21 protein-coding genes are annotated in these 25,105 nt (G+C 46.1%); 19 read left to right on the top strand and 2 right to left on the bottom strand.

Going from position 1 to position 25,105, the window contains the following annotated elements; all coding sequences use genetic code 11:
* Positions 1-23 precede the first annotated feature (23 nt).
* The 13 genes from ICN40_RS06100 to lpxC all read left to right on the top strand — a co-directional run bounded on the left by ICN40_RS06100 (position 24) and on the right by lpxC (position 15,630).
* Entirely contained in the window at positions 24-1,541 is a 1,518-nt protein-coding gene (locus ICN40_RS06100) for a UDP-N-acetylmuramoyl-L-alanyl-D-glutamate--2,6-diaminopimelate ligase (RefSeq protein ID WP_255561224.1), read from the top strand.
* A complete protein-coding gene (gene murF / locus ICN40_RS06095; RefSeq protein WP_216242830.1) occupies positions 1,541-2,989 on the top strand; it encodes a UDP-N-acetylmuramoyl-tripeptide--D-alanyl-D-alanine ligase in 1,449 nt (482 codons plus the stop codon). The genes ICN40_RS06100 and murF overlap by 1 nt, the downstream gene beginning before the upstream one ends.
* Positions 2,980-4,149, top strand: coding sequence for a phospho-N-acetylmuramoyl-pentapeptide-transferase (mraY, locus tag ICN40_RS06090; protein WP_072583395.1), 1,170 nt, complete (start codon positions 2,980-2,982; stop codon positions 4,147-4,149). The genes murF and mraY overlap by 10 nt, the downstream gene beginning before the upstream one ends.
* Before the next feature lie 52 nt (positions 4,150-4,201).
* Positions 4,202-5,785 carry a UDP-N-acetylmuramoyl-L-alanine--D-glutamate ligase gene (gene murD / locus ICN40_RS06085; RefSeq protein WP_255561263.1) on the top strand — a complete coding sequence of 528 codons (1,584 nt, stop codon included), beginning with the start codon at positions 4,202-4,204 and terminating at the stop codon, positions 5,783-5,785.
* Positions 5,782-7,053, top strand: a complete 1,272-nt coding sequence (gene ftsW, locus ICN40_RS06080; RefSeq protein WP_072583394.1) for a putative lipid II flippase FtsW — start codon at positions 5,782-5,784, stop codon at positions 7,051-7,053. Before murD ends, ftsW begins: the two co-directional genes overlap by 4 nt.
* Positions 7,050-8,123: an undecaprenyldiphospho-muramoylpentapeptide beta-N-acetylglucosaminyltransferase gene (gene murG / locus ICN40_RS06075; protein ID WP_216242826.1), complete on the top strand. Its 1,074-nt coding sequence runs from the start codon at positions 7,050-7,052 to the stop codon at positions 8,121-8,123. The genes ftsW and murG overlap by 4 nt, the downstream gene beginning before the upstream one ends.
* Positions 8,120-9,556 (top strand): UDP-N-acetylmuramate--L-alanine ligase, encoded by a 1,437-nt coding sequence (gene murC, locus ICN40_RS06070; protein WP_216242825.1) that lies wholly within the window; start codon positions 8,120-8,122, stop codon positions 9,554-9,556. Before murG ends, murC begins: the two co-directional genes overlap by 4 nt.
* A complete protein-coding gene (locus ICN40_RS06065) occupies positions 9,549-10,562 on the top strand; it encodes a D-alanine--D-alanine ligase (RefSeq protein ID WP_216242823.1) in 1,014 nt (337 codons plus the stop codon). Before murC ends, ICN40_RS06065 begins: the two co-directional genes overlap by 8 nt.
* Positions 10,559-11,416: a cell division protein FtsQ/DivIB gene (locus tag ICN40_RS06060; RefSeq protein ID WP_216242822.1), complete on the top strand. Its 858-nt coding sequence runs from the start codon at positions 10,559-10,561 to the stop codon at positions 11,414-11,416. Before ICN40_RS06065 ends, ICN40_RS06060 begins: the two co-directional genes overlap by 4 nt.
* 9 nt (positions 11,417-11,425) lie before the next feature.
* Complete coding sequence (gene ftsA / locus ICN40_RS06055) at positions 11,426-12,655, top strand: cell division protein FtsA (RefSeq protein ID WP_216242821.1); 1,230 nt, start codon at positions 11,426-11,428, stop codon at positions 12,653-12,655.
* Between the two features lie 59 nt (positions 12,656-12,714).
* Positions 12,715-14,055, top strand: a complete 1,341-nt coding sequence (ftsZ, locus tag ICN40_RS06050; protein ID WP_216242820.1) for a cell division protein FtsZ — start codon at positions 12,715-12,717, stop codon at positions 14,053-14,055.
* A gap of 112 nt (positions 14,056-14,167) precedes the next feature.
* Positions 14,168-14,668, top strand: a complete 501-nt coding sequence (locus ICN40_RS06045) for a peroxiredoxin (RefSeq protein ID WP_215321366.1) — start codon at positions 14,168-14,170, stop codon at positions 14,666-14,668.
* A gap of 47 nt (positions 14,669-14,715) precedes the next feature.
* Positions 14,716-15,630: a UDP-3-O-acyl-N-acetylglucosamine deacetylase gene (gene lpxC / locus ICN40_RS06040; RefSeq protein WP_216121546.1), complete on the top strand. Its 915-nt coding sequence runs from the start codon at positions 14,716-14,718 to the stop codon at positions 15,628-15,630.
* A gap of 21 nt (positions 15,631-15,651) precedes the next feature.
* Here the strand turns inward: lpxC and ICN40_RS06035 are convergent, their stop codons facing one another.
* Positions 15,652-16,179, bottom strand: a complete 528-nt coding sequence (locus tag ICN40_RS06035; RefSeq protein ID WP_255561221.1) for a hypothetical protein — start codon at positions 16,177-16,179, stop codon at positions 15,652-15,654.
* 24 nt (positions 16,180-16,203) lie between these two features.
* Between ICN40_RS06035 and secA the strand changes: the two genes are divergently transcribed.
* From secA to ICN40_RS06005, 6 genes are all read left to right on the top strand, one after another.
* On the top strand, positions 16,204-18,969 hold the full coding sequence (gene secA / locus ICN40_RS06030) for a preprotein translocase subunit SecA (protein ID WP_216242819.1): 2,766 nt from the start codon (positions 16,204-16,206) through the stop codon (positions 18,967-18,969).
* 173 nt (positions 18,970-19,142) lie between these two features.
* Positions 19,143-19,601, top strand: a complete 459-nt coding sequence (locus tag ICN40_RS06025; protein WP_216242818.1) for a (2Fe-2S)-binding protein — start codon at positions 19,143-19,145, stop codon at positions 19,599-19,601.
* 14 nt (positions 19,602-19,615) lie between these two features.
* Positions 19,616-21,739, top strand: coding sequence for a molybdopterin cofactor-binding domain-containing protein (locus ICN40_RS06020; RefSeq protein WP_216242817.1), 2,124 nt, complete (start codon positions 19,616-19,618; stop codon positions 21,737-21,739).
* An 81-nt stretch (positions 21,740-21,820) separates the two neighbouring features.
* Positions 21,821-23,056 (top strand): bifunctional glutamate N-acetyltransferase/amino-acid acetyltransferase ArgJ, encoded by a 1,236-nt coding sequence (gene argJ / locus ICN40_RS06015; protein WP_216242816.1) that lies wholly within the window; start codon positions 21,821-21,823, stop codon positions 23,054-23,056.
* Positions 23,057-23,071: 15 nt separating this feature from the next.
* Positions 23,072-23,929 carry an ATP-binding protein gene (locus tag ICN40_RS06010; RefSeq protein ID WP_216242815.1) on the top strand — a complete coding sequence of 286 codons (858 nt, stop codon included), beginning with the start codon at positions 23,072-23,074 and terminating at the stop codon, positions 23,927-23,929.
* A gap of 10 nt (positions 23,930-23,939) precedes the next feature.
* Entirely contained in the window at positions 23,940-24,356 is a 417-nt protein-coding gene (locus ICN40_RS06005; protein ID WP_216242813.1) for an NUDIX domain-containing protein, read from the top strand.
* On the opposite strand, the gene zapD is transcribed toward ICN40_RS06005, so the two are convergent.
* Positions 24,353-25,105: a cell division protein ZapD gene (gene zapD, locus ICN40_RS06000; protein ID WP_216242812.1), complete on the bottom strand. Its 753-nt coding sequence runs from the start codon at positions 25,103-25,105 to the stop codon at positions 24,353-24,355. The genes ICN40_RS06005 and zapD overlap by 4 nt on opposite strands.

The following is a 25,105-nucleotide window of genomic DNA, read 5'->3' as shown; positions in this document are numbered from 1 at the left end:
ATTTGAAAATAGACACCAATCATTTGATTGACCACTTACATACTTTAGCGAACTTCTCCGCAAAAGTATGTGCGGATAGTCGCCAGATTCAGTCTGGCGATATCTTTTTTGCCTACCCTGTAGGTCATGGCAATGCTTTGCGTGATGGTCGTCAATTTATTGAGGCGGCATTAGAGAGTGGTGCAGCCGCTGTGGTCTTCGATCCAGCGGGTACGGGTAAGCAATATTTAGATCATCCACAATGTTTTGCTGTTGAACATCTTGCTACAAAAGCGGGTGAGCTATGTGCGCAATGGTATGGCCATCCGAGTAAAGCATTAAAAATCATTGGTGTTACTGGCACTAATGGCAAAACTAGCATCACACAATGGTTGGCTCAGGCTTTAGATACAAGTAGTCATCGCACTGCAGTTTTGGGCACCCTAGGTACTGGGTTCCCTAGTGCATTGGTTCAAACTGGCTACACCACTCCAGATGCACCTAAATTACAAACGCAGCTAGCAGAGTTACGTAGCGCTGAAGCAAAACAAGTGGCGATGGAAGTATCTTCACATGCTTTGCATCAAGAGAGAATCGCCGGAACAGATATTCACTGTGCAGTATTTACGAATCTGACGCAGGATCACTTCGATTACCACGGCAGCATGGCTGATTACGCCGAGGCAAAGGCTAAGTTATTTCAGCAAACCGGCCTTGAGCACGCAGTGATTAACTTGGATGATGCTTTTGGTCGTGAGCTTGCCATGAACTTGTTGGCAAAAGAGGGCTTGAAGGTCTGGGCATATGCATTGTCTCAATCCGCGTTCCAAGGATTTGAAAAATTTGGTGATCGTTTATTTCGTATCTATGCAAAAGATGTCCTACTGAGTGGAGCGGGTTACAACGCAAGCTTCATTTTTAATGGAGTGGGAAGTGCTCAATTGCATATTCCTTTGCTAGGTGAGTTTAATTTAAGTAATGCGCTTGCGGTGTGGACGGTATTACTTTCACAGGGTATGAGCTTGGAAGTAGCCGCTCAAAAAGTGAGCCAATTAAATCCAGTGATTGGCCGTATGGAGTTAATTCCTTTGGGTAAATCTCAAAAGACAGAGGGCTTGTTAGCAGTTGTGGATTACGCGCATACCCCAGATGCTTTGGAGAAAACCTTACAAGCATTACGTCCTATTGCTGAGCAGCGCGGTGGAAAAATTTGGTGTGTCTTTGGTTGTGGCGGTGATCGTGATGCTGGTAAGCGTTCGCTAATGGGTGCTGTTGCAGAGCGCAATGCCGACCATATTCTGATTACAAGCGACAACCCTCGTTCTGAAAATCCACAAGCCATTATGGAGATGGTGCGCGGTGGTATTAGCAAGGATGCACAGAACGTTCAAGTTATAGCCGATCGTGCATCTGCCATCATGGCAGCAATTCGTCATGCGGATGCTTGCGATATTGTCTTGGTTGCTGGCAAGGGTCATGAAACTACTCAAGAAACTAATGGTAAGAAATTTGATTTTTCTGATCAAGAGCATATTCGCTTAGCCGCTGGAGGTGGAGCCTGATGTCTATCATGACCACCCTTGCACAAGTACAGGCAATGTTGCCTGGAAGTAAATTACTGAATACTTCTGCACAAGCTGCCCAGGAAATCTCTATTTCTCGAGTAGGTACTGACAGTCGCCAGATCGATCGCAATGAATTATTTGTCGCTTTAGTTGGTGAGCGCTTTGATGCACATGACTTTTTATCCGATGTGACTAAGGCAGGCGCCAGTGCTGCCTTAGTTAGTTCGCAAGATAAATGCCCGCCGGACTTACCTGCTATTTACGTTTCAAACACGCGTATTGGTTTGGGAAATTTAGCAAAAGCATGGCGGGCTAATCACCCCATTCCTTTGGCATTGGTTACTGGCAGCAATGGTAAGACTACCGTTAAAGAGATGATTGCTTCAATTTTTAAAGCCGCAGTGGGCGAACAAAATACTTTGGTTACCAAGGGAAATCTGAATAACGATATTGGTTTGCCACTGACACTGTTGAAATTGCGCGCAACGGATCGCCTTGCTGTGGTTGAGCTTGGTATGAATCATCCTGGTGAAACAGCGCAGTTAGCTGCGATTGCGCAAGCAAATATCGCATTAATTAATAATGCCCAGCGCGAGCATCAAGAGTTCATGGCCACAGTAGCGGCGGTAGCAGAAGAGCATTCAGATGCTATTCGTGCTTTGCCAACTGATGGTATTGCTGTATTCCCAGCAGACTCAGAATTTTCAAATGTTTGGCGCCAGGCTGCTGCTGGTCGAAAAGTCATTGATTTTGTTTTGTTGTCTGCTCAGTCTAAGGTTTCGGCTGCTGTGACCGGAAGTTTGCTAAGCAATGGGCATGTACAGATTAAAACTGAACAAGGGGCTATCGAAGTTCAATTAAATACATTGGGTAGTCACAATGTTCGCAATGCCTTGGCTGCGAGTGCGGTTGGTATCGCAGCAGGTATAAGTCTTGAAAAGATTAAGCAGGGTCTTGAATCATTCTCGCCAGTAAATGGGCGTATGCAGGCAAAAGTGATTGATTCAAATCACACCTTAATTGACGATAGCTATAACGCTAACCCGGATTCCGTAAGAGCTGCCATCGATGCTTTAAAGCAATCGGGTAATTTATCTTGGTTGATTTTGGGTGATATGGGTGAGGTTGGCAATCAGGGCCCCGAGTTTCATCGTGAAGTTGGTGCCTATGCTGCTGAACAAGGAATCTCAAAACTATTTGCTTTGGGGGAGCAATGCCAATTTGCTCTTCAGGGATTTAACGAGGTTGTTGGTAATAGTGCGACTGTATCTAGTGCAACTCATTTTGCCGATATGGATAGTCTCATTATGCAATTAAGAGATGCTTTGCATGCCCAGTCTAGCGGCAGCAATCAGCACTTAAATATTTTGGTTAAAGGTTCACGGTTTATGCGCATGGAGCGTGTAGTGCAGGCCTTGTTAGAGGAGGCTAAAACATGCTCTTAATGTTGGCGCAATGGTTGCAAGATGATTTCGGATTCTTCCGGGTATTTAACTACATCACTTTTAGAGCAGTGATGGCAACGGTGACTGCATTATTGATTGGTTTAGCTGCAGGACCTTGGGTGATTCGTAAATTAAGCGCCCTGAAAATGGGTCAAGCAGTCCGCACTGATGGGCCACAAACCCATTTAGTGAAATCAGGCACCCCAACTATGGGTGGTGTTTTGATTTTGATCGGCATCTTTATCTCATGCATGTTGTGGGCCGATCTCAGCAATCGATTTATTTGGATTGTGATGATTGTGACTTTTGGTTTTGGTTTAGTTGGCTGGGTAGATGACTATCGCAAAGTAGTCTACAAAGATCCTAAAGGCATGGCTTCAAGAGAGAAGTTCTTCTGGCAAACACTAATTGGTTTATTTGCCGCTATCTATCTTGCATTCTCCGTTTCTGAAGTAAATAACCTAAAAGTATTGCAATTATTTTATGAATGGTTAAGAAGTGGATTTGCTTTAGATCTGCCTGCAAAAACCAACTTGCTGTTGCCCTTTATGAAAGAAGTGAGCTATCCATTGGGTGTGATGGGCTTCATTATTTTGAGTTACTTAGTAATCGTAGGCAGTAGTAATGCAGTGAACTTAACCGATGGTCTAGATGGCCTTGTCATCATGCCAGTGATCTTGGTAGGGGCTGCTTTGGGTGCTTTTGCTTATGTGATGGGTAATGCGATTTATGCAAAGTATCTCCTCTTCCCTTACATACCAGGTGCTGGTGAACTCATGATTTTCTGTGGAGCTATGGGCGGTGCTGGCTTAGCCTTCCTTTGGTTCAACACACACCCAGCACAAGTATTTATGGGTGATGTGGGTGCACTCGCTTTGGGCGGAGCCCTTGGCACCATCGCTGTGATTGTTCGTCAAGAAATTGTGTTGTTTGTGATGGGCGGCATCTTTGTTGCTGAAACTGTTTCGGTAATGATGCAAGTATTTTGGTTCAAGCTCACAAAAAAACATTTTGGAGAGGGTCGTCGCATTTTCCGGATGGCGCCATTGCATCACCATTTTGAATTGGGTGGTTGGAAGGAGACGCAAGTGGTTGTGCGTTTCTGGATCATTACCATCCTTCTAGTCTTAATTGGCTTATCTAGCTTGAAGTTACGGTGATCCAAAAGTAAATATGTTGATTTTAGAAAATACCTTTGCAAGTGCAGCCTTCATGAGTAATGAAGGTTACCAAGCTCCAAGCCGATTCCTTATCTTGGGATTGGGTGAGTCTGGAGTAGCTATGGCGAAGTGGTGCCTGCGAAATGGTGCCGAAGTCCGCTTAGCTGATACGCGTGAGCAATCCTCTTTTACTGTGCGTCAAAATGCTTGGCTGGAAGAGCTTCGGATTGCTGGCCTCAAAGATGTTTGTTTTGGTCCCCTGGATGAAGTCTTACTTAAGAATATTGACGTGATTGGTATTAGCCCAGGACTTTCTCCGGTGCAAGACCCAACCTATGCTTTCTTGGTTAGGGCTGAGCAGGCTGAAATCGATGTGTGGAGTGAGATTGAATTTTTTGCGCGCGCAATTTCTGCTTTAAGTCGTATGTCACAAGCGCAAGAGTTAAGTTATGTGGCTGCAGTTTTAGCGGTGACTGGCACCAACGGTAAAACAACTACCACAGCATTAACCGGACAACTCTGTGAGCGTGCTGGCAAGAAGGTTGCTGTGGCAGGAAACATTAGTCCTGCTGCCTTAGAAAAGTTGATGAGTTGCTTGGATATTGCTGATCAAATCGTAGATATGCCAGATGTTTGGGTTTTGGAGTTATCTAGTTTTCAGTTGGTTTACACCCACACCTTGAATGCTACAGCGGCAACGGTATTGAATATTACTCAAGACCATTTGGATTGGCACGGCGATTTGCAAGCATATGCGCAAGCTAAGTCACGGATATTTGGCGTTGATACAGTTTGCATTCTGAATCGTGATGATTCTCTTGTGATGGGATTACTGTCTGAAGAGCAAAAAGCAGAGAGAGCCATTGTGACCTTTGGCTCCAATCGCCCAGATGAGCAAGGCGCTTTTGGAATTGAGCATGACTTACGTGCGGGTGGAATAGATTGGCTGGTATGGGCTGAAGTAGATGAGGATGTTGAGCCCAAGCCTAAGCGTCGTCGTAAATCTGCAGTAGTTGAAGAAGAGGAGCCGTTGCGACTAAAGCGTTTAATTCCAGCAGATGCCTTAAGAATACGTGGCCGACATAATGCATTAAATGCGCTTGCAGCCCTGGCCTTAGCACGTGCTGCTAATTTACCTATGAATGCGCTGTTACATGGCTTGCGTGATTACCATGGTGAGCCACATCGTGTGCAAAGTATTGCGATTGTTAAAGATGTTGAATATGTAGATGACAGCAAGGGCACTAATGTAGGTGCGACTGTCGCCGCATTGAATGGTTTAGGTAGCAACGAGTCTGGCAAACGCATTTGGTTGATTGCTGGTGGTGATGGCAAAGGCCAGGATTTCAGTCCGCTACGTGAGCCCGCGTTACGTTTTGTGAAGGGTGCTTTCCTAATCGGTAAAGATGGTGCTGCAATTGGCGAGGCTCTTGGCCCTGGAATTCAAAGCACAAATTGTGGCGATTTAATTTCTGCAGTTCAGGCTGCTGCCTCAAAAGCTGTATCAGGAGATTTGGTATTGCTCTCACCAGCCTGCGCAAGCTTAGATCAGTTCCGTGACTATGTTGAGCGTGCCCAAGTATTTGCTGCAGAGGTTGAAGAGTTGGGTATGCGCTTTGAAGGGGTCCAGGTATGAGCTTAAAAGAAAAATTCTTTCCTGAAAATCGACTTGGACTAAATCGCTTCTGGAATTTTTCAAGAGGTGGAATTGATAACTTCCGCACTGGCTTGCGTGATGCTGTTTCAGGCGTAGAGCAAACCCGTTCGCGCATGATGGAATATGACCAGTTACTTGTGTGGGCGGTCTTATCCTTGACCTTGATTGGCTTAGTCATGGTGTACTCGGCTTCCATTACTTTGGCCGATGGACCGAAGTATGCAAATTACAGTAGTAACTTCTTTCTCATTCGTCACGTGATTTCTTTAGTGATTGCGATTGGTGTCGGCATCTGGGCTTTTAAGATTCCCACTAAGGTATGGGATCGTTATTCACCAGTCATTTTTGGATTTACTGTTTTATTGCTGATCGCCGTTCTCATTCCTGGTGTAGGCAAGGGTGTAAATGGTGCGAAGCGTTGGATTCCTTTGGGATTAATGAACTTTCAGCCATCCGAGTTGATGAAATTTGCTGCTGTGATATTTGCAGCAAGTTATACCGTTCAACGCCAGGAGTATCTCCATTCCTTTGTGAAGGGCATGCTACCGATGGGTATTGCAGTTGCTCTGGTAGGTGGTCTGTTGATGGCTGAGCCCGATATGGGTGCATTCGTAGTGGTTGCCTTGATTGCATTTGGCATCCTCTTTTTGGGTGGTATTAATGCCAAGTTATTTGGCGGTTTGATTCTGGTTGGGTTGATGAGTGGTGCAACGATGATTGCGCTTTCCCCATTCCGTCGGGGACGCATGTTGGCTTTTATGGATCCATGGCAAGTAGATAACGCCGCCAATAAAGGCTATCAGTTAACCCATTCATTGATGGCATTTGGTCGTGGCGAATGGTTTGGTACAGGACTTGGCGGTAGCGTAGAAAAACTGCACTACTTACCAGAAGCGCATACCGATTTCATCATGGCTGTGATTGGCGAAGAGTTAGGATTTGTTGGTGTGGTGGTGGTGATCTTCTTGTTTTATTGGATCGTGCGTCGCGCCTTCTTAATTGGCCGCACTGCTTTGCAGTTGGATCGTAGCTTTGCAGGACTTGCAGCTAAGGGCGTTGCCATTTGGATTGGTTGGCAGGCTTTTATCAATATGGGTGTGAACCTTGGGTTGTTACCAACCAAAGGCCTTACTTTGCCATTGGTAAGTTATGGCGGCTCTGGAATTTTGATGAACGCAGTTGCCGTTGCAATGTTGCTGCGTATTGATTTTGAAAATCGCATCCTCATGCGTGGAGGGAAGCTTTGACTAAACCCTCAATCTTGGTGATGGCTGGCGGTACTGGTGGACATATCTTTCCAGGCCTCGCTGTCGCCGAATATTTGCGGATATGCGGTTGGAAGGTCTCCTGGTTGGGTAATCAAGCGGGCATGGAGTATCGCCTCGTGAAATCTTGTGATTTTCCATTTGAGGCGGTCGAGTTCGGCGGTCTACGCGGTAAGGGATTAAAAGCAAAGTTGATGCTACCTATTAATCTTTTGCGCGCTTGCTATCAAAGCTGGAAAATTATGCGTCGCTTAAAACCGAATGTTGTTTTGGGTATGGGCGGTTACATTACTTTCCCTGGTGGTTTGGTATCTAAATTATTGAAGCGCCCATTGGTTCTGCATGAATCTAATTCGGTAGCTGGAAGTGCCAATCGTGCGCTGAGCAAAATTGCTATGCGGACCTTAACTGGGTTTCCAGATACGATGGCGCACGCAGAGTGGGTGGGCAATCCTATTCGCGAAGAGTTTGATCATATGTTGGCACCTGCGGATCGATATGAAGGGCGCCAAGGGCCTTTATCAATCTTGGTGGTAGGTGGTAGCTTGGGTGCTGCTGCTCTTAATGAAAGTATTCCGGCTGCGCTGGCATTAATTCCAGTAGAGTCACGTCCCAAAGTAATTCATCAGGCGGGCGACAAGCATTTAGCAGATCTACAGAAGCGATATGCCGACTTAGGTGTAACAGCAGATATTCGTTCCTTCATTGATGACATGCCAGCTTCATATTCACAGGCCGATTTGGTGATTTGCCGTTCAGGCGCCATGACAGTTTCTGAAATAGCCGCCTGTGGCATTGCCTCTTGCCTTATTCCATTCCCATTTGCAATTGACGATCATCAAACTGCGAATGCACAGTTTTTGGCAAATGCGAATGCAGCGATTTTGTTACCGCAGCCATTACTAAACCCGCAAGATTTAGCAATGATGATTCAGAACTTTAATCGCACAGAATTAAAAGAGATGGCATTACGTGCGCATGCTTTAGCAAAACCACACGCTACCCAGCGTGTAGCTGAGGTATGCGCAGATTGTGCGGGAGTAGGAATATGAAGCATATCGTTCAGCAAATTCACTTCGTCGGTATCGGTGGTGCTGGCATGAGCGGCATCGCTGAAGTACTGTTGAACTTGGGTTACCAAGTTTCAGGGTCAGACTTAGCGGATGGCGCAGTCACTAAACGCCTTAGAGATTTGGGCGCAGTCATTCATATTGGGCATGACCCTAAAAATATTGGTACGGCAGAGGCGGTAGTGATTTCTACTGCTGTTGCAGGCAATAATCCAGAGGTTTTGGCTGCACGCGCGGCGAAGGTACCAGTGATTCAGCGCGCAGTTATGTTGGGTGAGTTGATGCGCCTGAAACAGGGCATTGCAATTGCTGGCACACACGGCAAAACAACTACTACCAGCTTGGTTGCATCCGTTTTAGCTGAAGGTGGTCTAGATCCCACATTTGTGATTGGCGGCAAACTCAATTCCGCAGGCGCCAATGCGCGCTTAGGTCAGGGAGATTTTATTGTGGTCGAGGCAGATGAATCAGATGCCTCTTTCTTGCAATTATTTCCGGCCATGGAAGTGGTAACCAATATTGATGCTGATCATATGGATACCTATCAGCACGATATGGCTCGATTGAAGCAGGCATTTGTTCAGTTCATTCAGCGCATGCCTTTTTATGGTGTGGCAGTGCTTTGTATTGATGATGCTAATGTGCGCGACATCATTCCATTCGTATCTCAGCCCGTACTTCGCTACGGTTTGTCGGAGGATGCAGATATTCGCGCAAGCAATGTTCGCGCTGATGGTACTCAAATGCACTTCAGAGTTGATCGCCGCACTGTGCGCAGGCATGGCAATAAGCCGGGCCCATTAAATATCACCTTGAATTTACCGGGCTTACATAACGTTCGCAACGCTTTAGCTGCTATTGGCATAGCAACAGAGTTGGGTGTGGGCGATGAAGCAATTATGAAAGCACTGTTTGACTTTAGTGGTGTTGGTCGTCGCTTCCAGCGTTATGGAGAGATTCCCTTGGTAGGTGGTGGTAGCTTTACCTTGATCGATGATTATGGCCATCACCCAGTAGAAATGGCTGCAACCTTAGCTGCAGCAAGAGGTGCCTTCCCAGATCGTCGCTTGGTATTGGCATTCCAGCCGCACCGCTTCACTAGAACGCGTGATTGCTTTGGCGAGTTTGTTCAAGTTCTCAAAAATTTTGATGCTTTAGTGCTGACCGATGTGTATCCAGCGGGCGAAGCAAAAATTCCAGGGGCTGATAGCAAGAGTTTGATAGAGGCTGCTATCGCTGAAGATGAGAATTCCAAAGCTTTATTGAATTCGAGTTCAGTTGCTTATGCTGCAAGCATTGCAGAGATGCCAGAAAAATTGAGTCAAGTTTTAAAAGATGGAGATGTATTAATCACGATGGGTGCAGGATCAATTTCTGCTTTGCCACATACGTTGTCGGAGGCAAAGCATGTCTAAGGTAGGTGCTAATTTGAGATCCTGGGGTGAACACGTTCAGTCTAGCTTGGCTAGCTTGGAGCCGAAGTCTTTTGGTCGCGTTGGCGTGTTGCTGGGTGGTAAATCAGGCGAAAGAGAAATCTCTCTCATGTCGGGTAATGGCGTATTAGAAGCTTTGCGCTCAAAAGGAGTTGATGCCCATGCCTTTGACACAGGTTTGCGTTGCCCTACTGAATTAGCAAAAGAAAACTTTGATCGCGTATTTATTTCATTACATGGTCGTTTTGGCGAAGATGGAACCATCCAGGGATTATTGGAGTTGTTAGGGTTGCCTTACACAGGCAGCGGTGTTTTGGCCTCTGCTCTAGCAATCGACAAAATTGTCACCAAGCAAGTTTGGATTAGTAATGGACTCGCGACTCCTGAGTATGAGGAATTAACTGCTGATAGCGACTGGAATGCGGTCGTGAAGCATCTAGGTTTGCCTTTGATTGTGAAGCCAGCCCATGAAGGATCTTCTTTAGGCTTAACAAAAGTGAAGTCCGTAGAAGAGTTGCCGGCTGCTTACAAACTTGCGGCTGGATTAGATAAAAAAGTGATTGCGGAGACTTGCATCATTGGAGACGAATTAACTTGCCCATTGGTTGGTCAGGGCAAGACGGCTGAAGCTTTACCGGTGATCAAAATTATTCCACCTCAGGCAAATTACGATTTTCATAATAAGTATTTCTCTGATGAAACTCAGTACTTATGCCCCACTGGGCTTGAGCCTGAGGTAAATGCCGCTGTTCAGGAATTAGCCTTGGCTGCATATAAAGCCTTGGGCTGTCGTACATGGGGTCGTGCTGATGTGATGTTGGATCAAGAGACCGGCAAACCCTATTTATTGGAAATGAATACTTCTCCTGGTATGACTTCCCACTCTTTGGTGCCAATGGCCGCCAAAGCTGCTGGTATTGAGTATGCCGATCTAGTGCTTTGGTTGCTTAGTCAAACGTTGCAGCAAAAAGAAGGTGCAGCTGCATGAGTAACTTCATGGACCGCTTCGGTGAAATTTTCTCTATGTTGATGTCTCCGCTTTGGAATCATGCGGAGCGTATGGAGAAGCTGAGTCGTTTCCTGCTGCGCTGCTTTGTGGTGATGCTCGTCATTGGTATTTTGGTTTGGCTAAGTCAGCGACCGGTTTTCGCTTTGAAGCAGATCCAGATTGAACCAGTAGCTGGCCAAACGTTGAAACACATTAACAAGCCCATTGTTAAGCAAGAAGTTTTAGAAACGGTTCAGGGTAATTTCTTCAGCGTTCGCTTAGAAGATGTGAAGCGAGGCTTTGAAAGTATGCCTTGGGTACGACATGCCAATGTCCGTCGGGTTTGGCCAAATGGCTTGGTGGTGAGCATTGAGGAGCAGAAACCTTTTGGCACCTGGGGTGGCGCTGAGAGTCACACCCTGATGAATACCCATGGCGAACTCTTTGCTGGACGCGTTACTGAAGTGAGTGAGGATGTACGTTTAGTCGACTTCTCCGGCCCTGAAGATGCAGGCAAAGAGGTAATGAGTCTTTATGAAAAAGCCAACAACTGGTTTAAGCCTTGGGGCGCAGAAGTCACTAGCCTTGCACTGACTGAGCGTTATGCATGGCACGTCAAGCTCTCAAACGGAATGAAAGTAGAGTTTGGTCGCGATGAGGAAAGCTCCGATAAAAATTTAACGGAAGAACGTGTGGCACGTTTATTTAAATATTGGCCACAAGTACAAGAGAAGTGGTCGAATCGAGTAGATGCAGTCGATTTGCGATATGCAAATGGTTTTGCAGTTCATCTTGCATCTGCAAGTTTGAAAAAAAATGAAGTAGACGGCAAAAAAAGTGAGCTGAAGCAATGAGGAATGGTAATGAGTAAAGACAATCGCGATATTTTGGTTGGTTTGGATATTGGAACTTCCAAGGTTGTTGCCTTGGTTGCTGAATTAGCTCCGGATGGTCAATTCAACGTTGTGGGTGTTGGTCAAACCGCATCTAAAGGATTAAAGAAGGGCGTTGTAGTCAATATTGAGGCAACTGTTCAGTCGATTCAGAAGGCGCTTGAAGAGGCTGAGGTAATGGCTGATCGTCAGATTGTGCAAGTCTTTACAGGTATTGCTGGTAATCACATTGTGAGTTTTAACTCGAGCGGCATGGTTGCAATACGCGATAAAGAAGTGGGCTCTGGAGATGTCGAGCGCGTGCTGGAGACGGCTAAAGCAATCAATATTCCAACAGATCAACAGATTTTGCACATCCTGGTTCAAGAATTCATTATTGATGGCCAAGAAGATGTGCGCGAGCCAATTGGTATGAGCGGCCTTCGCTTGGAAGTAAAGGTGCATATTGTTACGGGCGCTGTAAGTGCTGCACAAAATATTGTGAAGTGTGTGCGTCGTTGCGGTCTTGAAGTTAACGACCTCATCTTGCAGCCTTTGGCATCAAGCTTGGCGGTATTAACCGAAGATGAGAAAGAGCTTGGTGTGGCGTTGGTTGATATTGGTGGCGGCACAACCGATATTGCAATTTATTGCCAGGGTTCGATTCGTCACACTGCAGTGATTCCAATTGCAGGCGATCAAATTACGAATGACATTGCGATGGCATTGCGCACACCAACAATTGATGCTGAAGATTTAAAAATTGCGCATGGTATCGCTCGTCAAGAAATGGCTGATCCAACTGCAATGATTGATGTTCCTGGTGTCGGTGACCGTGAGCCACGTCCAATGTCTAAGCAAGCTCTGGCAGCAGTAATTGAGCCGCGTGTTGAAGAGTTATTCACGCTGGTAAGAGGCGTAGTTCGTGACTCCGGTTACGAAGATATGGTTTCTTCTGGAATTGTTTTAACAGGCGGCACTGCATTAATGCCGGGCATGGTGGAGTTGGCCGAACAAGTCTTCTTGAGGCCTGCTCGTATCGGTACGCCTGAATACCGTGGACATCTCCATGAAGTTTTGCGTAGCCCTAGATATGCCACCAGCATAGGTTTGCTGATGGAAGGTCAGGCGCAATTATTGCGTGGCCGTCGTGTTTCTCAATCAGGCGCGTTGCAAGGTGTTATATCGCGCATGAAAGAATGGTTCGCAGGAAATTTTTAAGCAATATTTTTAGTTTTTTCGTCGTCGTCAATGTAGTACGTATTTACCTAGGAGGGTATATGGAATTTGAAATGTTAGATCAAGAAACAGCTGGCAAGACCATTATTAAAGTGGTTGGAGTCGGTGGCGCTGGTGGCAATGCTGTCCAGCATATGATCCGTCGCGGTGTTAATGGCGTAGAGTTCATTTGCATGAACACCGATGCTGGCGCATTACAGCGTTCTGAAGCATCTGTGAATTTGCAACTGGGTTCTAGCGGATTAGGTGCTGGTGCCAAACCAGAAATCGGCGCAGCTTCTGCTGAAGAAGCGCGTGCTCGCATTGCCGATACATTGCAGGGCGCACACATGGTCTTCATTACTGCTGGTATGGGTGGCGGCACAGGCACTGGTGCGGCCCCAATCGTGGCTCAAGTAGCCAAAGAAATGGGCATTCTTACCGTTGGTGTAATTAGTAAGCCATTTGATTTCGAGGGTGTGAAGCGCTTAAAGGTTGCAGAGAATGGCGCCTCAGAGCTCGAGTCATATGTAGATTCATTGATTGTTGTACTCAATGAAAAACTATTTGAAGTGATGGGTGAAGATGCTGAGTTCGATAAGGCGTTTGCTTGCGCTGATGACGTATTGCATAACGCAGTCTCTGGCATTGCAGAAATCATCAATGTTCAAGGTTTGATCAACGTTGACTTTGAAGACGTTAAAACAGTGATGGGTGAGCAAGGTAAAGCCATGATGGGAACAGCAACTGTTTCTGGTATGGATCGTGCACGCTTAGCTGCTGAAGCTGCAGTGGCATCGCCGTTGCTCGAAGGTGTTGATCTATCAGGCGCACGTGGTGTGTTGGTAAACATTACTGCTAGCCGTTCATTGAAATTGTCTGAGACCCGCGAAGTCATGGCAGCGATTCGTGGTTATGCCGCTGATGATGCAACCGTAATCTTTGGCACTGTTTATGACGAGAGCCTAGGCGACGCCTTACGTGTAACTGTGGTTGCTACTGGCTTGAATAATCCTCAAGCTCGTAAAAACAACCAACCTGAAGTAGTTTGGAGACAAGCTACAGGTACTCACGATGCAATGCCAACAATGGCAGACCTCAATAGCTTTGCCCCTGCTAGCGCATCAGCAGCAATGAGCAAGGTAAGCGTGGATTCTGCTTTAAGTACTAGCGCAGGTTTAGCCCTGACGGGAACTGGTAGTTCTCCAGCAATGGCAGCTCAACCGGCAAGCACTGGCGTGGACTATAGCCAGTATGACTTGCCACGGGTTTTTCGTAGCTCTCGTGAAGCGACTCCTGCGCCTACATTAGGTGCGGATAGCTCCCCTCAGGCTAAATCCATGTTGGACAAAGGGGCTGATTACTATGAAATTCCAGCCTTTTTACGTAAACAAGCAGATTAATTAACTGCTTAATACAATAGGTAATTGCGAAATGCCAGCGCGGCGCCCCTCCGGACGACGAATCCCGCGCTTGCGTTGGCATGCTTAATAACAATTATTTATTGGAGATGTCATGATTGCTGTTGGACAAAAATTACCAAACGCTACTCTTTATGAATTTATGAATGAAGAGACCGAAGGCTGCTCCTTAGGGCCAAATGCTTTTGAAGTTGAAAAGCTAGTAGCTGGAAAAAAGATTGTGTTGTTTGCATTGCCTGGTGCGTTTACACCAACTTGCTCTGCAAAGCATGTGCCTGGTTATGTTGAGCACTATGATGCGATTAAAGCTAAAGGTGTTGACGAAATTTGGTGTGTTTCTGTAAATGACCCATTTGTGATGGGTGCATGGGGACGCGATCAAAAAGTTGGCAAAAAGATTCGCATGTTAGGTGATGGCAGTGCTGAGTTCACTAAAAAGCTTGGTTTAGAGTTGGACTTAACTGCTCGAGGTTTTGGTGTTCGCTCAGATCGTTATGCCATGATTATTGAAGATGGTGTGGTGAAGTCATTAGACCGCGAAGCTCCAGGTAAGTTTGAAGTAAGTGATGCCGCTTCCATTTTGAAAAAGCTGTAATTCAAACCCTTATATAACAAATACCCCCTGAATTTAAATACCCAAATATGATGAAGCAACGCACCATCGCCACTCCGGTTAAGACCGTGGGGATTGGCTTGCACTCTGGTCGCAAGGTGACGATTTCTATCAAACCTGCGCCAGTAAATTCAGGGGTTCAGTTTGTTCGGGTGGATACATCTGAACAGTCAGTTGTGCCGGCAACCGCTTTAGCTGTATGTGACACAAGATTGGCTTCTGTTATTCAGAAGGATGGTGTGCGTGTTTCTACAGTGGAACATCTGCTTTCAGCCTGTGCTGGTCTTGGTCTTGATAATTTATTGATAGAGCTTGACGGTGAGGAAGTGCCTATCATGGATGGTAGCGCCGCTTCATTCTTATTCCTAATTGAATCTGCTGGCATTGCAGAGCAAGATGCGCCACGTCAATTTGTAGTGATTAAAAAACCAGTAGAGGTTCGCGAGGGCGATAAGCTTGCGCGCTTAGAGCCATTCTTTGGGTTTAAGTTAGATTTCACGATTGACTTCAAGCACCCTGCGGTGGATAAAACAGGTCAACGTTTTGTGGTTGATTTTGCAGAACAAGCCTACCGCAGTGAAATTGGTCGGGCGCGTACTTTTGGATTTGCGCATGAAGTTGAAGCATTGCGCGAAATGGGATTGGCGCGTGGCGGTAGCTTGGATAACGCGATTGTTTTAGATGAGCACCGCATTTTGAATAACGAAGAACTTCGTTATGAAGACGAATTTGTGCGTCACAAAATATTAGATGCGATTGGCGATCTGTATCTCATCGGACACCCTATTGTGGGAGCTTATGTTGCAGAGAAATCTGGGCATGCTCTCAATAACGCACTTTTGCGGAAGCTTTTAGAAGACCCTAGCTCTTATGAAATCAGCTCCTTTGCTGAAAATAAGGCTCCAGGGGCCTATTCTCAAGAAAGTCAGCCCCTCTTTTTCTAAGGGCGCTGAAGTAGTTTTGAGCTACTTTGGTTTATTTTTCAGCAGTTTCTCAATGGAGGAGCGTAAACCAGAGTCTGGCCCTAACTTCTCCAATAACGATTCCCAGGATTTTTTGGCAACCTCATTTAATCCTCTTGGCTTTTCACGCTGATCTTGGCGAGGTTTAACTTCCCAGCTGGGTGGAGCGGGTTTAACTCGTACTTTGATTGCCTTACAAGGTAGCCCAGATTTACCTAACTCATTGATTAAACTGGGTAATATTTGCTGTAAGCGGCTGGCAATGCTGGCGCTACTGACCAGTAAAAATAGCTCATCTTGCGAGCCAGAACGCCAACCAGCTTCAATTTTTGGGCTCAGATGGTCTAAATCAAGCTTCGTTAGGGCTGAGTTAATGGTTGTCTTGAGTTTGGCTAGATCTTCGGTTTTAGCCAAAATTCCCCCAAGACCATCAGATTCACGTAGGTAATCCATCCAGTCGTGAGCTGTGGGCTTGCGGGATGATTTAGGGCTAAAGTTCATAAAAAATGGGGTTGCGGGTGATAAACTCAAGGACTTAATTTTCTTCAATATCCCATGGTAATCGGTCTTCTTAAAACCCTGGTCGGCAGTCGTAACGACCGCCTCTTAAAACAGTATCGCAAAGTCGTTGCTAAGGTCGCCACTTTTGAGGCGAGCCTGCAATCTTTGGATGATTCTGCACTTGCTGCAAAAACTGCAGAATTCAAGTCACGCCTTGCCGCTGGAGAGTCCTTAGATGACATCGCTGCGGAAGCATTTGCGGTAGTTCGAGAGGCTAGCACGCGCGTTATGAAGATGCGCCACTTTGATGCGCAGATTTTGGGTGGCTTGGCTTTGCATCAAGGCAAGATTGCCGAGATGGGTACAGGCGAAGGAAAAACCCTAACAGCTACTCTTCCAGTCTATTTGAATGCTTTGGCTGGTAAAGGTGTTCATGTTGTTACGGTGAATGATTATTTAGCACAGCGTGATGCCGAATGGATGTCGAAGTTGTATAACTTCCTGGGCATGAAGGTGGGTGTGAACCTATCTCAAATGGACCACACTACTAAGCAAGAGGCTTATGCCGCTGATATTACTTACGGCACCAATAACGAATTTGGCTTCGATTACTTACGCGACAACATGGTTCAGGATTTGGATCAGCGCGTGCAACGTGGTTTAGCTTATGCAATCGTTGACGAAGTCGATTCCATTCTGATTGATGAAGCTCGTACACCATTAATCATTTCTGGTCAGGCTGAAGATCACACTGATCTTTATATCAAGATTAACGCTCTGCCATCTCATTTGGAACGTCAAATTGGCGAAGAGAAGGCGGATGGCACAGGTGTTGAGAAGCCAGGCGACTATTGGGTAGATGAGAAGTCTCAGCAGGTTTATTTGACCGAACAAGGTCATGATAAGGCTGAGTCTGTATTGGTTCAATTGGGCGCGCTCAATGATGGCGACTCCCTCTATGCACCGCAAAATATTACTTTGATGCATCACGTTTATGCTGCTTTGCGTGCACACACTCTCTATCACCGCGATCAACAATACGTTGTTCAGGGTGGCGAAGTCATCATCGTGGATGAATTTACAGGCCGTTTGATGCAAGGTCGTCGTTGGTCTGATGGATTGCATCAGGCTGTAGAGGCTAAAGAAGGTGTGCAGATTCAGAATGAGAATCAAACTTTAGCGACGATTACTTTCCAGAATTATTTCCGCATGTATGGCAAGTTAGCCGGCATGACTGGTACTGCCGATACTGAGGCGTATGAATTTAAAGAAATCTACAACTTGGAAACAGTTGTGATTCCGCCAAATCGTATTAGCCAAAGAAAAGATAAGCAGGATCAGATTTATAAATCTTCACGCGAACGCTATGACGCGGTGATCAAAGATATTGAGGATTGCTACGAACGTGGCCAGCCAGTATTGGTGGGTACCACTTCGATTGAAAACTCTGAGTTGATTGCAAATCTATTGGATCAACGCAAATTACCGCACCAAGTTTTAAATGCAAAACAGCATGCTCGCGAAGCGGAAATTATTGCTCAAGCTGGTCGGCCAAAAATGATCACGATTGCAACTAATATGGCGGGTCGGGGTACTGATATCGTGCTTGGCGGTAACGTCGGTAAGCAGTCTTCTTTGATTGATGCTGATAGTGCTCTAGCTGATGCTGACAAAGTAGCCAAAATTAAGCAGTTGCAAGACGAGTGGCAGAGCATTCATGACCAAGTACTTACTGCGGGTGGTTTACATATCATTGGCACCGAGCGACACGAGAGTCGTCGTATCGATAACCAGTTAAGAGGCCGTTCGGGCCGCCAGGGTGATCCTGGCTCCTCCCGCTTCTACCTTTCATTGGATGATCCGCTGCTACGCATATTTGCAGGCGATCGTTTACGTTCCGTCATGGAGCGTCTCAAGATGCCCGATGGTGAGCCGATTGAAGCGGGTATGGTGACGCGCTCTATTGAGTCTGCTCAACGCAAGGTTGAGGGTCGTAACTTTGATATTCGTAAGCAGTTACTCGAATATGACAACGTTGCTAATGACCAGCGCAAAGAAACTTACCGCCTCAGAAATAAAGTGCTTGAAAGTGCTGATATTGGCGAGTTAATTGCTAATTTGCGTGAAGATGTTTTGCGTTCTGTTTGCTCGGTTTATGTTCCTCTAGATTCTATGGAAGAACAATGGGACTTAACTGGATTAGAAAATGTTCTAGCCAGTGAGTGGGGTCTCACAATTGACCTGAGAAGTTGGGTTGAAAGTGCTGAGACTGTAGATGATGCAGAAATTGTTGAGCGCGTATTGCAAGTTGCTAAAGAGGCTTACGATGCAAAAGTCGAACTCTCTGGACGTGAATCTTTTGCAGGCTTTGAGCGCTCTGTTCTTCTCTATAGCTTGGATAGTCACTGGCGTGAGCATTTAGCTGCTTTGGATCATTTGCGTCAGGGTATTCATTTGCGTGGTTATGCGCAGAAAGATCCCAAGCAAGAGTATCGCCGTGAAGCATTTGAGCTGTATGGTGAATTGCTCAATGTCATCAAGAATGATGTTGTGAAAAGTATCATGACCGTTCAGATTCGGAGCTCAAGCGAGTTAGATCAGGCTTCGGAATTTATGAATGAAGATCTGGCAAAACTTTCAGATGTTCAGTATCAACATGCTGATGCCGATAAGGAAGTGGCAGGCTCAACGGGTGATCGTGGTGCTGCAATAGATATTCAGCCGGCCCCTCTTCGCGCAGGCCCAAAGGTAGGCCGCAACGATCCTTGCACTTGCGGTAGCGGTAAGAAGTATAAAAATTGCCACGGCGCCCTAGCTTAGGGCTTGAATCTTCACTCGACAGTGCTTAAATGGCTCAGATTTATCTGAGCCATTTTTCTTAGTGGAATCCCTAATGATTGAATGCCCCTAGAGACCCTCAGATCTGTCATGATTTGTAGGTGCAAAAACATTTGCTTTGTCTTCAAAATCTCAAATTTAACTAAGGGGGCGTTATGGCCGTTTCTTTTACTCTCAATGGTAAAGCTGTTAATTTCGACGGGGATCCTGACACGCCAATTCTCTGGGTCTTACGAGACCATTTGGATGTAACAAGTCCAAAGTATGGCTGTGGCGCAGGACTTTGTGGTGCATGCACCGTTCACTTAGAGGGTGCCGCCATCCGTTCTTGCTCTACCCCTGTATCTGCTGCAGGTGGAAAGGTAGTTACTACTCTCGAGGGTTTAACGGCAAAAGTTGGGAAAGCACTTCAAGACGCTTGGATCGAGTTCGATGTGCCTCAGTGTGGGTATTGTCAAACTGGGCAAATGATGTCTGCAGCCGATTTATTGGCAAAGAAAAAACAGCCTAGTAGTGATGATATTAAAAATGCCATGAGCGGCAATATTTGTCGCTGCGGTACCTATTCTCGTATCGAAAAAGCAGTCAAACGCGCTGCAGATAAATTGGCATAAAGGGTAAAGATCATATGAAAAATCAATCTTTAAAAAGCAACAGCCGTCGTCAATTTATTCAGCAAAGTGCCGCTCTTGGTGGTGCCTTTGTTATCGGGATGCATCTGCCGCTAGCAAGTGAAGCTGCTGTAGGGGATGCTGCAAAGCCTGCCTTAGCAAACGCTTGGGTACAAATTACTCCCAATAATCAAATTACCCTCATTTGTGCTCGCTCAGAGATGGGTCAGGACGTATATACCTCTTTGCCAGCTTTGCTAGCTGAAGAATTAAATTTACCTCTCTCAATGATTCAGGTGCAGATTGCTGGAGTGGCCCCTGTTTACATCAATGCAATGTTGGGTGGTCAAATTACTGGAGGCTCTACTTCAGTTCGTGAAGCCTTCGATAAATTAAGAACTGCTGGAGCTGCAACTCGTACAGTCTTAATTCAGGCCGCAGCTCAACGTTGGAACGTGTCAGCTGCCGACTGTAAGGCTATGAATGGTAAGGTAACGCATTCAGGTGGCAAGTCAGCTACCTACGGAGAATTGGCTGCAGATGCAGCTAAGTTACCTCTTCCAGAAAAGCCAGCTCTAAAGTCGCCTGCGAATTTTATGGTAATCGGCAAAGAAACAATGCGTCGCTTGGATACACCAAGTAAAGTTGCTGGCAAAGCAGTTTATGGAATTGACGTCAAGATTCCGGGAATGGCGATTGCATCTTTAGCGCAGTGCCCTGTTATTGGAGGTACACCTACGTCCTTTGATGCTTCAGCGGCAATGAAAGTATCTGGCGTGCTTAAAGTTATTCAAATTTCAGATGGCGTTGCAGTATTGGCTAAAGATTTTTATGCGGCGCGTAAGGGTAGGGATGCCCTGAAAATTACCTGGAATGAAGGCTCTAATGCGAACCTGAGCAATGCTGTTGTTCGTAAATCCTTAGAAGAAGGTTTATCTAAAAAAGGTGCTGTGATTAAAACAGTGGGTGATGCTAACGCTACCGTTGTAAATGGCAAGCCGTTGAGTGCCCAATACTTTTTGCCATACTTAGCCCACTCCACTATGGAGCCTGTGAACTGCTCTGCTGATGTATCTAATGGCAAGTGCAGAATTATTGGCCCAATTCAGTTTCAGCAAGGTGGGCAGGCGGTAGCTGCAGCTGCTGCTGGGGTTAAGCCTGAGGATGTCACTATTGAGACTACCTTCCTGGGCGGTGGATTTGGCCGTAAATTGGAGCTGGACTTTATTCGTCAAGCCGCTGAAATTTCTAAGGCGGCTGGCATGCCAGTCAAGATGCTTTGGACTAAGGAAGATGACATTACTCATGACTTCTATCGTCCTATGAGTATTCATAAAGTGGATGGAGTTTTGGGTGCCAATGGCCAGCTGGCCTCCTTGAAAGCCAAAATGGTTTCTCAGTCAGTGACAGCACGAGCCTTTCCTGGTTTTGTGAAAGATGGTTTTGATCCATTCATGGTGGAAGGCTCGAACAATATTACCTATGAGATTCCCAATCTAGAAATTACTAACGTGATTACGGATACCGGACTTCGAGTGGGTTATTGGCGCTCAGTCAGTAATGCTCTCAATGCATTTGCAATTGAGAGTTTTGTGGATGAAGCTGCTAAAGCTGCTGGTAAAGACCCTGTTGCATATCGCATGGCATCTTTAAGCAAACACCCACGAGCAAAAGCTGTTCTTGAATTGGCGGTGAAAAAGTCTGGATACGTTCCTGGCAGTAAGCGTTTTGGTGTTGCACAGATGGAGTGTTATGACACTTATTCTGCTTGCATACTTGAATTGGATCCTGCGGCTAAAGACACCAGAGTTAAGAAAATTACGTTCGTTTCTGATTGCGGAATTACAGTGCATCCTGACCAAGCAAGAGCGCAGCTCACTGGCGGCGTGATTTACGGCTTGAGCGCAGCCTTAAGCAATGAAATCACGATCGAGAGTGGCCGGGTTCAGCAGAACAACTTCAATAACTACCCAAGCTTGCGACAAAATCAAGTGCCTGTAGTTGAGGTGCATTTGGTGCCAAGTCAGGAGAAGCCGGGTGGCCTGGGTGAGGTTGGGGTGCCTTTAGTGGCCCCCGCTTTGGTAAACGCCATTGCTGCAGCAACTGGTAAGCGGATTCGAGAGTTACCAATCAAGGCATAGTGTTTGTAATGGGGATTAAACAAATAAGGCGCGCCCAAAAGGTGCGCTTTATTTTTGAGCCTCATCTACAATTATCAGACTATGACCGTTAACTTACCTCTCCCCCAAAAAGCCGAACTAAAACCCATCAAAGGTTTTGAAATGGGCATCGCCGAAGCTGGTATTAAGAAGGCAAATCGTAAAGATTTATTAGTGATGACTTTAGCTCCTGGTTCTCAGGTGGCTGGCGTTTTTACTTTAAATCGTTTTTGCGCTGCTCCAGTACAAGTTTGTCGTGAACATTTGGCGCAAGATGGGCGAAATGGTGAAATTCGAGCCCTGGTGGTGAATACCGGCAATGCTAATGCTGGGACTGGTGAATCTGGTATGAAACACGCCTTAGAAACCTGCGCAGCTTTAGCTAAAGATCTGAAGCTTCATCCAGAGCAGATTCTGCCTTTTTCAACCGGCGTGATTCTTGAGCCACTTCCGATTGAGAAAATTATTACCGCTTTGCCACAGGCAGTAGCAAACCTGGGCGAGGACAATTGGTTTGATGCGGCTGAAGCCATCATGACTACGGATACTCAGCCTAAAGCCACTTCAGCAACTCTACAAACACCTGCAGGAATGGTGACTATTACTGGTATCTGTAAGGGCGCTGGCATGATTCACCCCAATATGGCAACCATGCTGGGATTTATTGCTACTGATGCTGGATTTGCACCTGGCCTATTGAGTGGTCTTACTCGTGAGATAGCGGATCTTTCATTTAATGCGATCACTATTGATGGTGATACATCCACTAATGACTCTTTCATCATTATGGCGACGGGTCAGTCATCAGTGCAAATTCAATCGGCGAGCGATCCTAGTTATGTGATCCTACGAGATGCATTAATTGCACTAGCTAGAAAGCTGGCGCAAATGATTGTGCGCGATGGCGAAGGGGCAACCAAATTTATGACGATCGAAGTGCTTGGTGGAAAGACTTCTGAGGAGTGCCGCTTGGTTGCTAAGGCAGTTGCCCATTCCCCTTTAGTAAAAACTGCTTTCTTCGCTAGCGACCCTAATTTAGGCCGCATCCTGGCAGCGATTGGCTATGCGGGTATCGCTGATTTAGATGTGAATCGCGTACAAATGTGGCTAGGAGATGTTTGGGTTGCTAAAAATGGTGGACGCAACCCTGACTATCTCGAGGCTGATGGTCAGAGGGTCATGCAGGCTCCAGAAATCACCGTCAAGATTGACTTGGGCCGCGGCAACGCTACACAAACTATGTGGACTTGTGACTTGTCGCATGAATATGTATCTATTAATGCAGATTACCGCTCATAAAAGACTCTCCGAAATATGAATGAAAAATTAGACCGTCTTTTAGACCATCTTGATACCTTTTTACCAAAGCCCTTGACTGATGAGCAGTGGCAATCTTCTACTGCCTATAGATGGCGTCGGCGCGATAGTATCTTTGGTAGCATTGGATTTTTGCAACCTGTAAAGCATATTGCGGATATTACTTTTGAGGATTTGCAGAATATTGATCGTCAGCGTGATGCCATACGCGACAACACCAAAAACTTTATTCAGAAAAAGCCTGCCAACAATATTTTGTTGACCGGTGCAAGGGGAACGGGAAAGTCCTCATTGATCAAAGCGAGTTTGCATGAGTTTGCCAGCCAAGGCTTGCGTCTGGTTGAGGTTGAAAAAGAACATTTGGCTGATTTAGCGGACATCACCGAGCTTTTGGCTGATCGTCCAGAACGCTTCATTATTTTTTGCGATGACCTATCGTTTGAGGATGGTGAATCTGGCTATAAGGCTATGAAATCAGCCTTAGACGGCTCTGTTTCTGCGCAAGTCGACAATATTTTGATTTACGCTACCTCTAATCGCCGTCATTTATTGCCTGAGTATATGAAGGATAACGAGACATACGTGCATAACGACGATGGTGAAATTCATCCTGGTGAAGTGGTTGAAGAAAAGATCTCTTTATCAGAGCGCTTTGGTCTTTGGTTATCTTTTTACCCACCCAAACAAGATGAGTATTTGGCGATCGTGGCGCATTGGTTGCAGCATTTTGGTTTAAGTACAGAGCAAATTGAAGCGGCGCGTTCAGAAGCTTTGGTCTGGGCATTAGAGCGTGGTTCACGCTCAGGTCGCGTTGCTTGGCAATTTGCTAAGCATTGGGCTGGTTCAAACGCTTAAGATCTTTTTGATGAGTGAAATCAAGCGCCCGGTTACTGAAGTAGCTGCAGGAATCTTGCTGGATTCTGAGGGGCGCTATCTTTTGGGGCAGAGACCTGAGGGCAAACCATATGCTGGTTACTGGGAAGTTCCGGGTGGAAAAATCGAAAAAGGGGAGACTGTTTTCGAGGCGCTTAAGCGTGAACTTCAAGAAGAGCTCGGCATTGGTATTCAATCCAGTGAAGAGCTTACCGTTCTAGAGCATGATTACCCGCATGCCTATGTTCGCCTGCATGTGAGCATTATTCGCGATTGGAGTGGGGTCCCCAAAGGTTGTGAGAATCAAGCCTTATCGTGGGAGTTACTTGCTGCAGAAAAGCCTAGTGTTGAGCCTTTATTGCCGGCCGCCTGGCCTATGCTGGAAAGGCTCAGAGCCCTTTTGACCTAAAACTGGCAGAGGGTGAGTTTGAATGGCACGTCAACACTCACCAGCTGTGCTTTTTTATCGCGCTCGGACTTTAAGAAGCGTACTGAGAGTAGATATTTATTTGCACTAATTTCAGAAAACAAAGCGTCATCCTCTACAGCAATGCGCATTAACTGGTAAACCTTGCCAGATGGGGCTTGCTGAAAAGATCCATTATGTGCAACCACATCTTTAGCCTCACCCGATTGACGTAACAATCGTAAAAATAATTGGCATGCCTCATGCCATGGCAAAAGTGGGCCCACATATTTTTCAAGCAACTCACGTCGCTCAGATGATGGACTATTTTTCCAGGCATGATAGCTAGGCAAATCAATTGGACTCGTGCCACCTGGAATATTTAATCTGGTGCGAATCGCATTTAACCATTCACTCTCAGTAATCACAGAGTTGGGTCTGCCTGTAGATTGATTGATGCTGCCAGCAACCGAATCAATTTCTGAGAGAGTTTGTGTCAGCGCCTCTTGATCAACTTTTTGTGAGGACTTCAATCCATTGAGTGCATATTTTTGACGCTCAAATTCTTTGAGCAGTAAAGACTTGATATCACCGCGTGCACCGATGTCACCAAGATCAAACAAAACAGAGATAGCATTGTGGTGCAGCTCTGGGTCATCAGAGCGAACAAAGTGGTTGAAGCGGGCGAACAAATACTCCAGTCGAAGCATGCTTCGAACTAATTCGTTAAAGGGGTATTCGTAAACAATCAC

This window comes from Polynucleobacter sp. Fuers-14 (genome assembly GCF_018882045.1).
Lineage (GTDB): Bacteria > Pseudomonadota > Gammaproteobacteria > Burkholderiales > Burkholderiaceae > Polynucleobacter.
Note: the sequence above shows the minus strand (reverse complement) of the source record. Positions and strands in the feature narration are given on the sequence as shown.

Excerpts from the sequence above, each read along its gene's own strand:
- ftsW (WP_072583394.1), top strand. The coding sequence starts at position 5,782 with ATGAGCTTAAAAGAAAAATTCTTTCCTGAAAATCGACTTGGACTAAAT.
- murF (WP_216242830.1), top strand. The coding sequence starts at position 1,541 with ATGTCTATCATGACCACCCTTGCACAAGTACAGGCAATGTTGCCTGGA.
- ftsA (WP_216242821.1), top strand. The coding sequence starts at position 11,426 with ATGAGTAAAGACAATCGCGATATTTTGGTTGGTTTGGATATTGGAACT.
- ICN40_RS06020 (WP_216242817.1), top strand. The coding sequence starts at position 19,616 with ATGAAAAATCAATCTTTAAAAAGCAACAGCCGTCGTCAATTTATTCAG.
- ICN40_RS06010 (WP_216242815.1), top strand. The coding sequence starts at position 23,072 with ATGAATGAAAAATTAGACCGTCTTTTAGACCATCTTGATACCTTTTTA.
- ICN40_RS06060 (WP_216242822.1), top strand. The coding sequence starts at position 10,559 with ATGAGTAACTTCATGGACCGCTTCGGTGAAATTTTCTCTATGTTGATG.
- ICN40_RS06065 (WP_216242823.1), top strand. The coding sequence starts at position 9,549 with ATGTCTAAGGTAGGTGCTAATTTGAGATCCTGGGGTGAACACGTTCAG.
- secA (WP_216242819.1), top strand. The coding sequence starts at position 16,204 with ATGGTAATCGGTCTTCTTAAAACCCTGGTCGGCAGTCGTAACGACCGC.
- lpxC (WP_216121546.1), top strand. The coding sequence starts at position 14,716 with ATGATGAAGCAACGCACCATCGCCACTCCGGTTAAGACCGTGGGGATT.
- ftsZ (WP_216242820.1), top strand. The coding sequence starts at position 12,715 with ATGGAATTTGAAATGTTAGATCAAGAAACAGCTGGCAAGACCATTATT.
- ICN40_RS06045 (WP_215321366.1), top strand. The coding sequence starts at position 14,168 with ATGATTGCTGTTGGACAAAAATTACCAAACGCTACTCTTTATGAATTT.
- murC (WP_216242825.1), top strand. The coding sequence starts at position 8,120 with ATGAAGCATATCGTTCAGCAAATTCACTTCGTCGGTATCGGTGGTGCT.
- ICN40_RS06005 (WP_216242813.1), top strand. The coding sequence starts at position 23,940 with ATGAGTGAAATCAAGCGCCCGGTTACTGAAGTAGCTGCAGGAATCTTG.
- ICN40_RS06025 (WP_216242818.1), top strand. The coding sequence starts at position 19,143 with ATGGCCGTTTCTTTTACTCTCAATGGTAAAGCTGTTAATTTCGACGGG.
- mraY (WP_072583395.1), top strand. The coding sequence starts at position 2,980 with ATGCTCTTAATGTTGGCGCAATGGTTGCAAGATGATTTCGGATTCTTC.
- murD (WP_255561263.1), top strand. The coding sequence starts at position 4,202 with ATGAGTAATGAAGGTTACCAAGCTCCAAGCCGATTCCTTATCTTGGGA.
- argJ (WP_216242816.1), top strand. The coding sequence starts at position 21,821 with ATGACCGTTAACTTACCTCTCCCCCAAAAAGCCGAACTAAAACCCATC.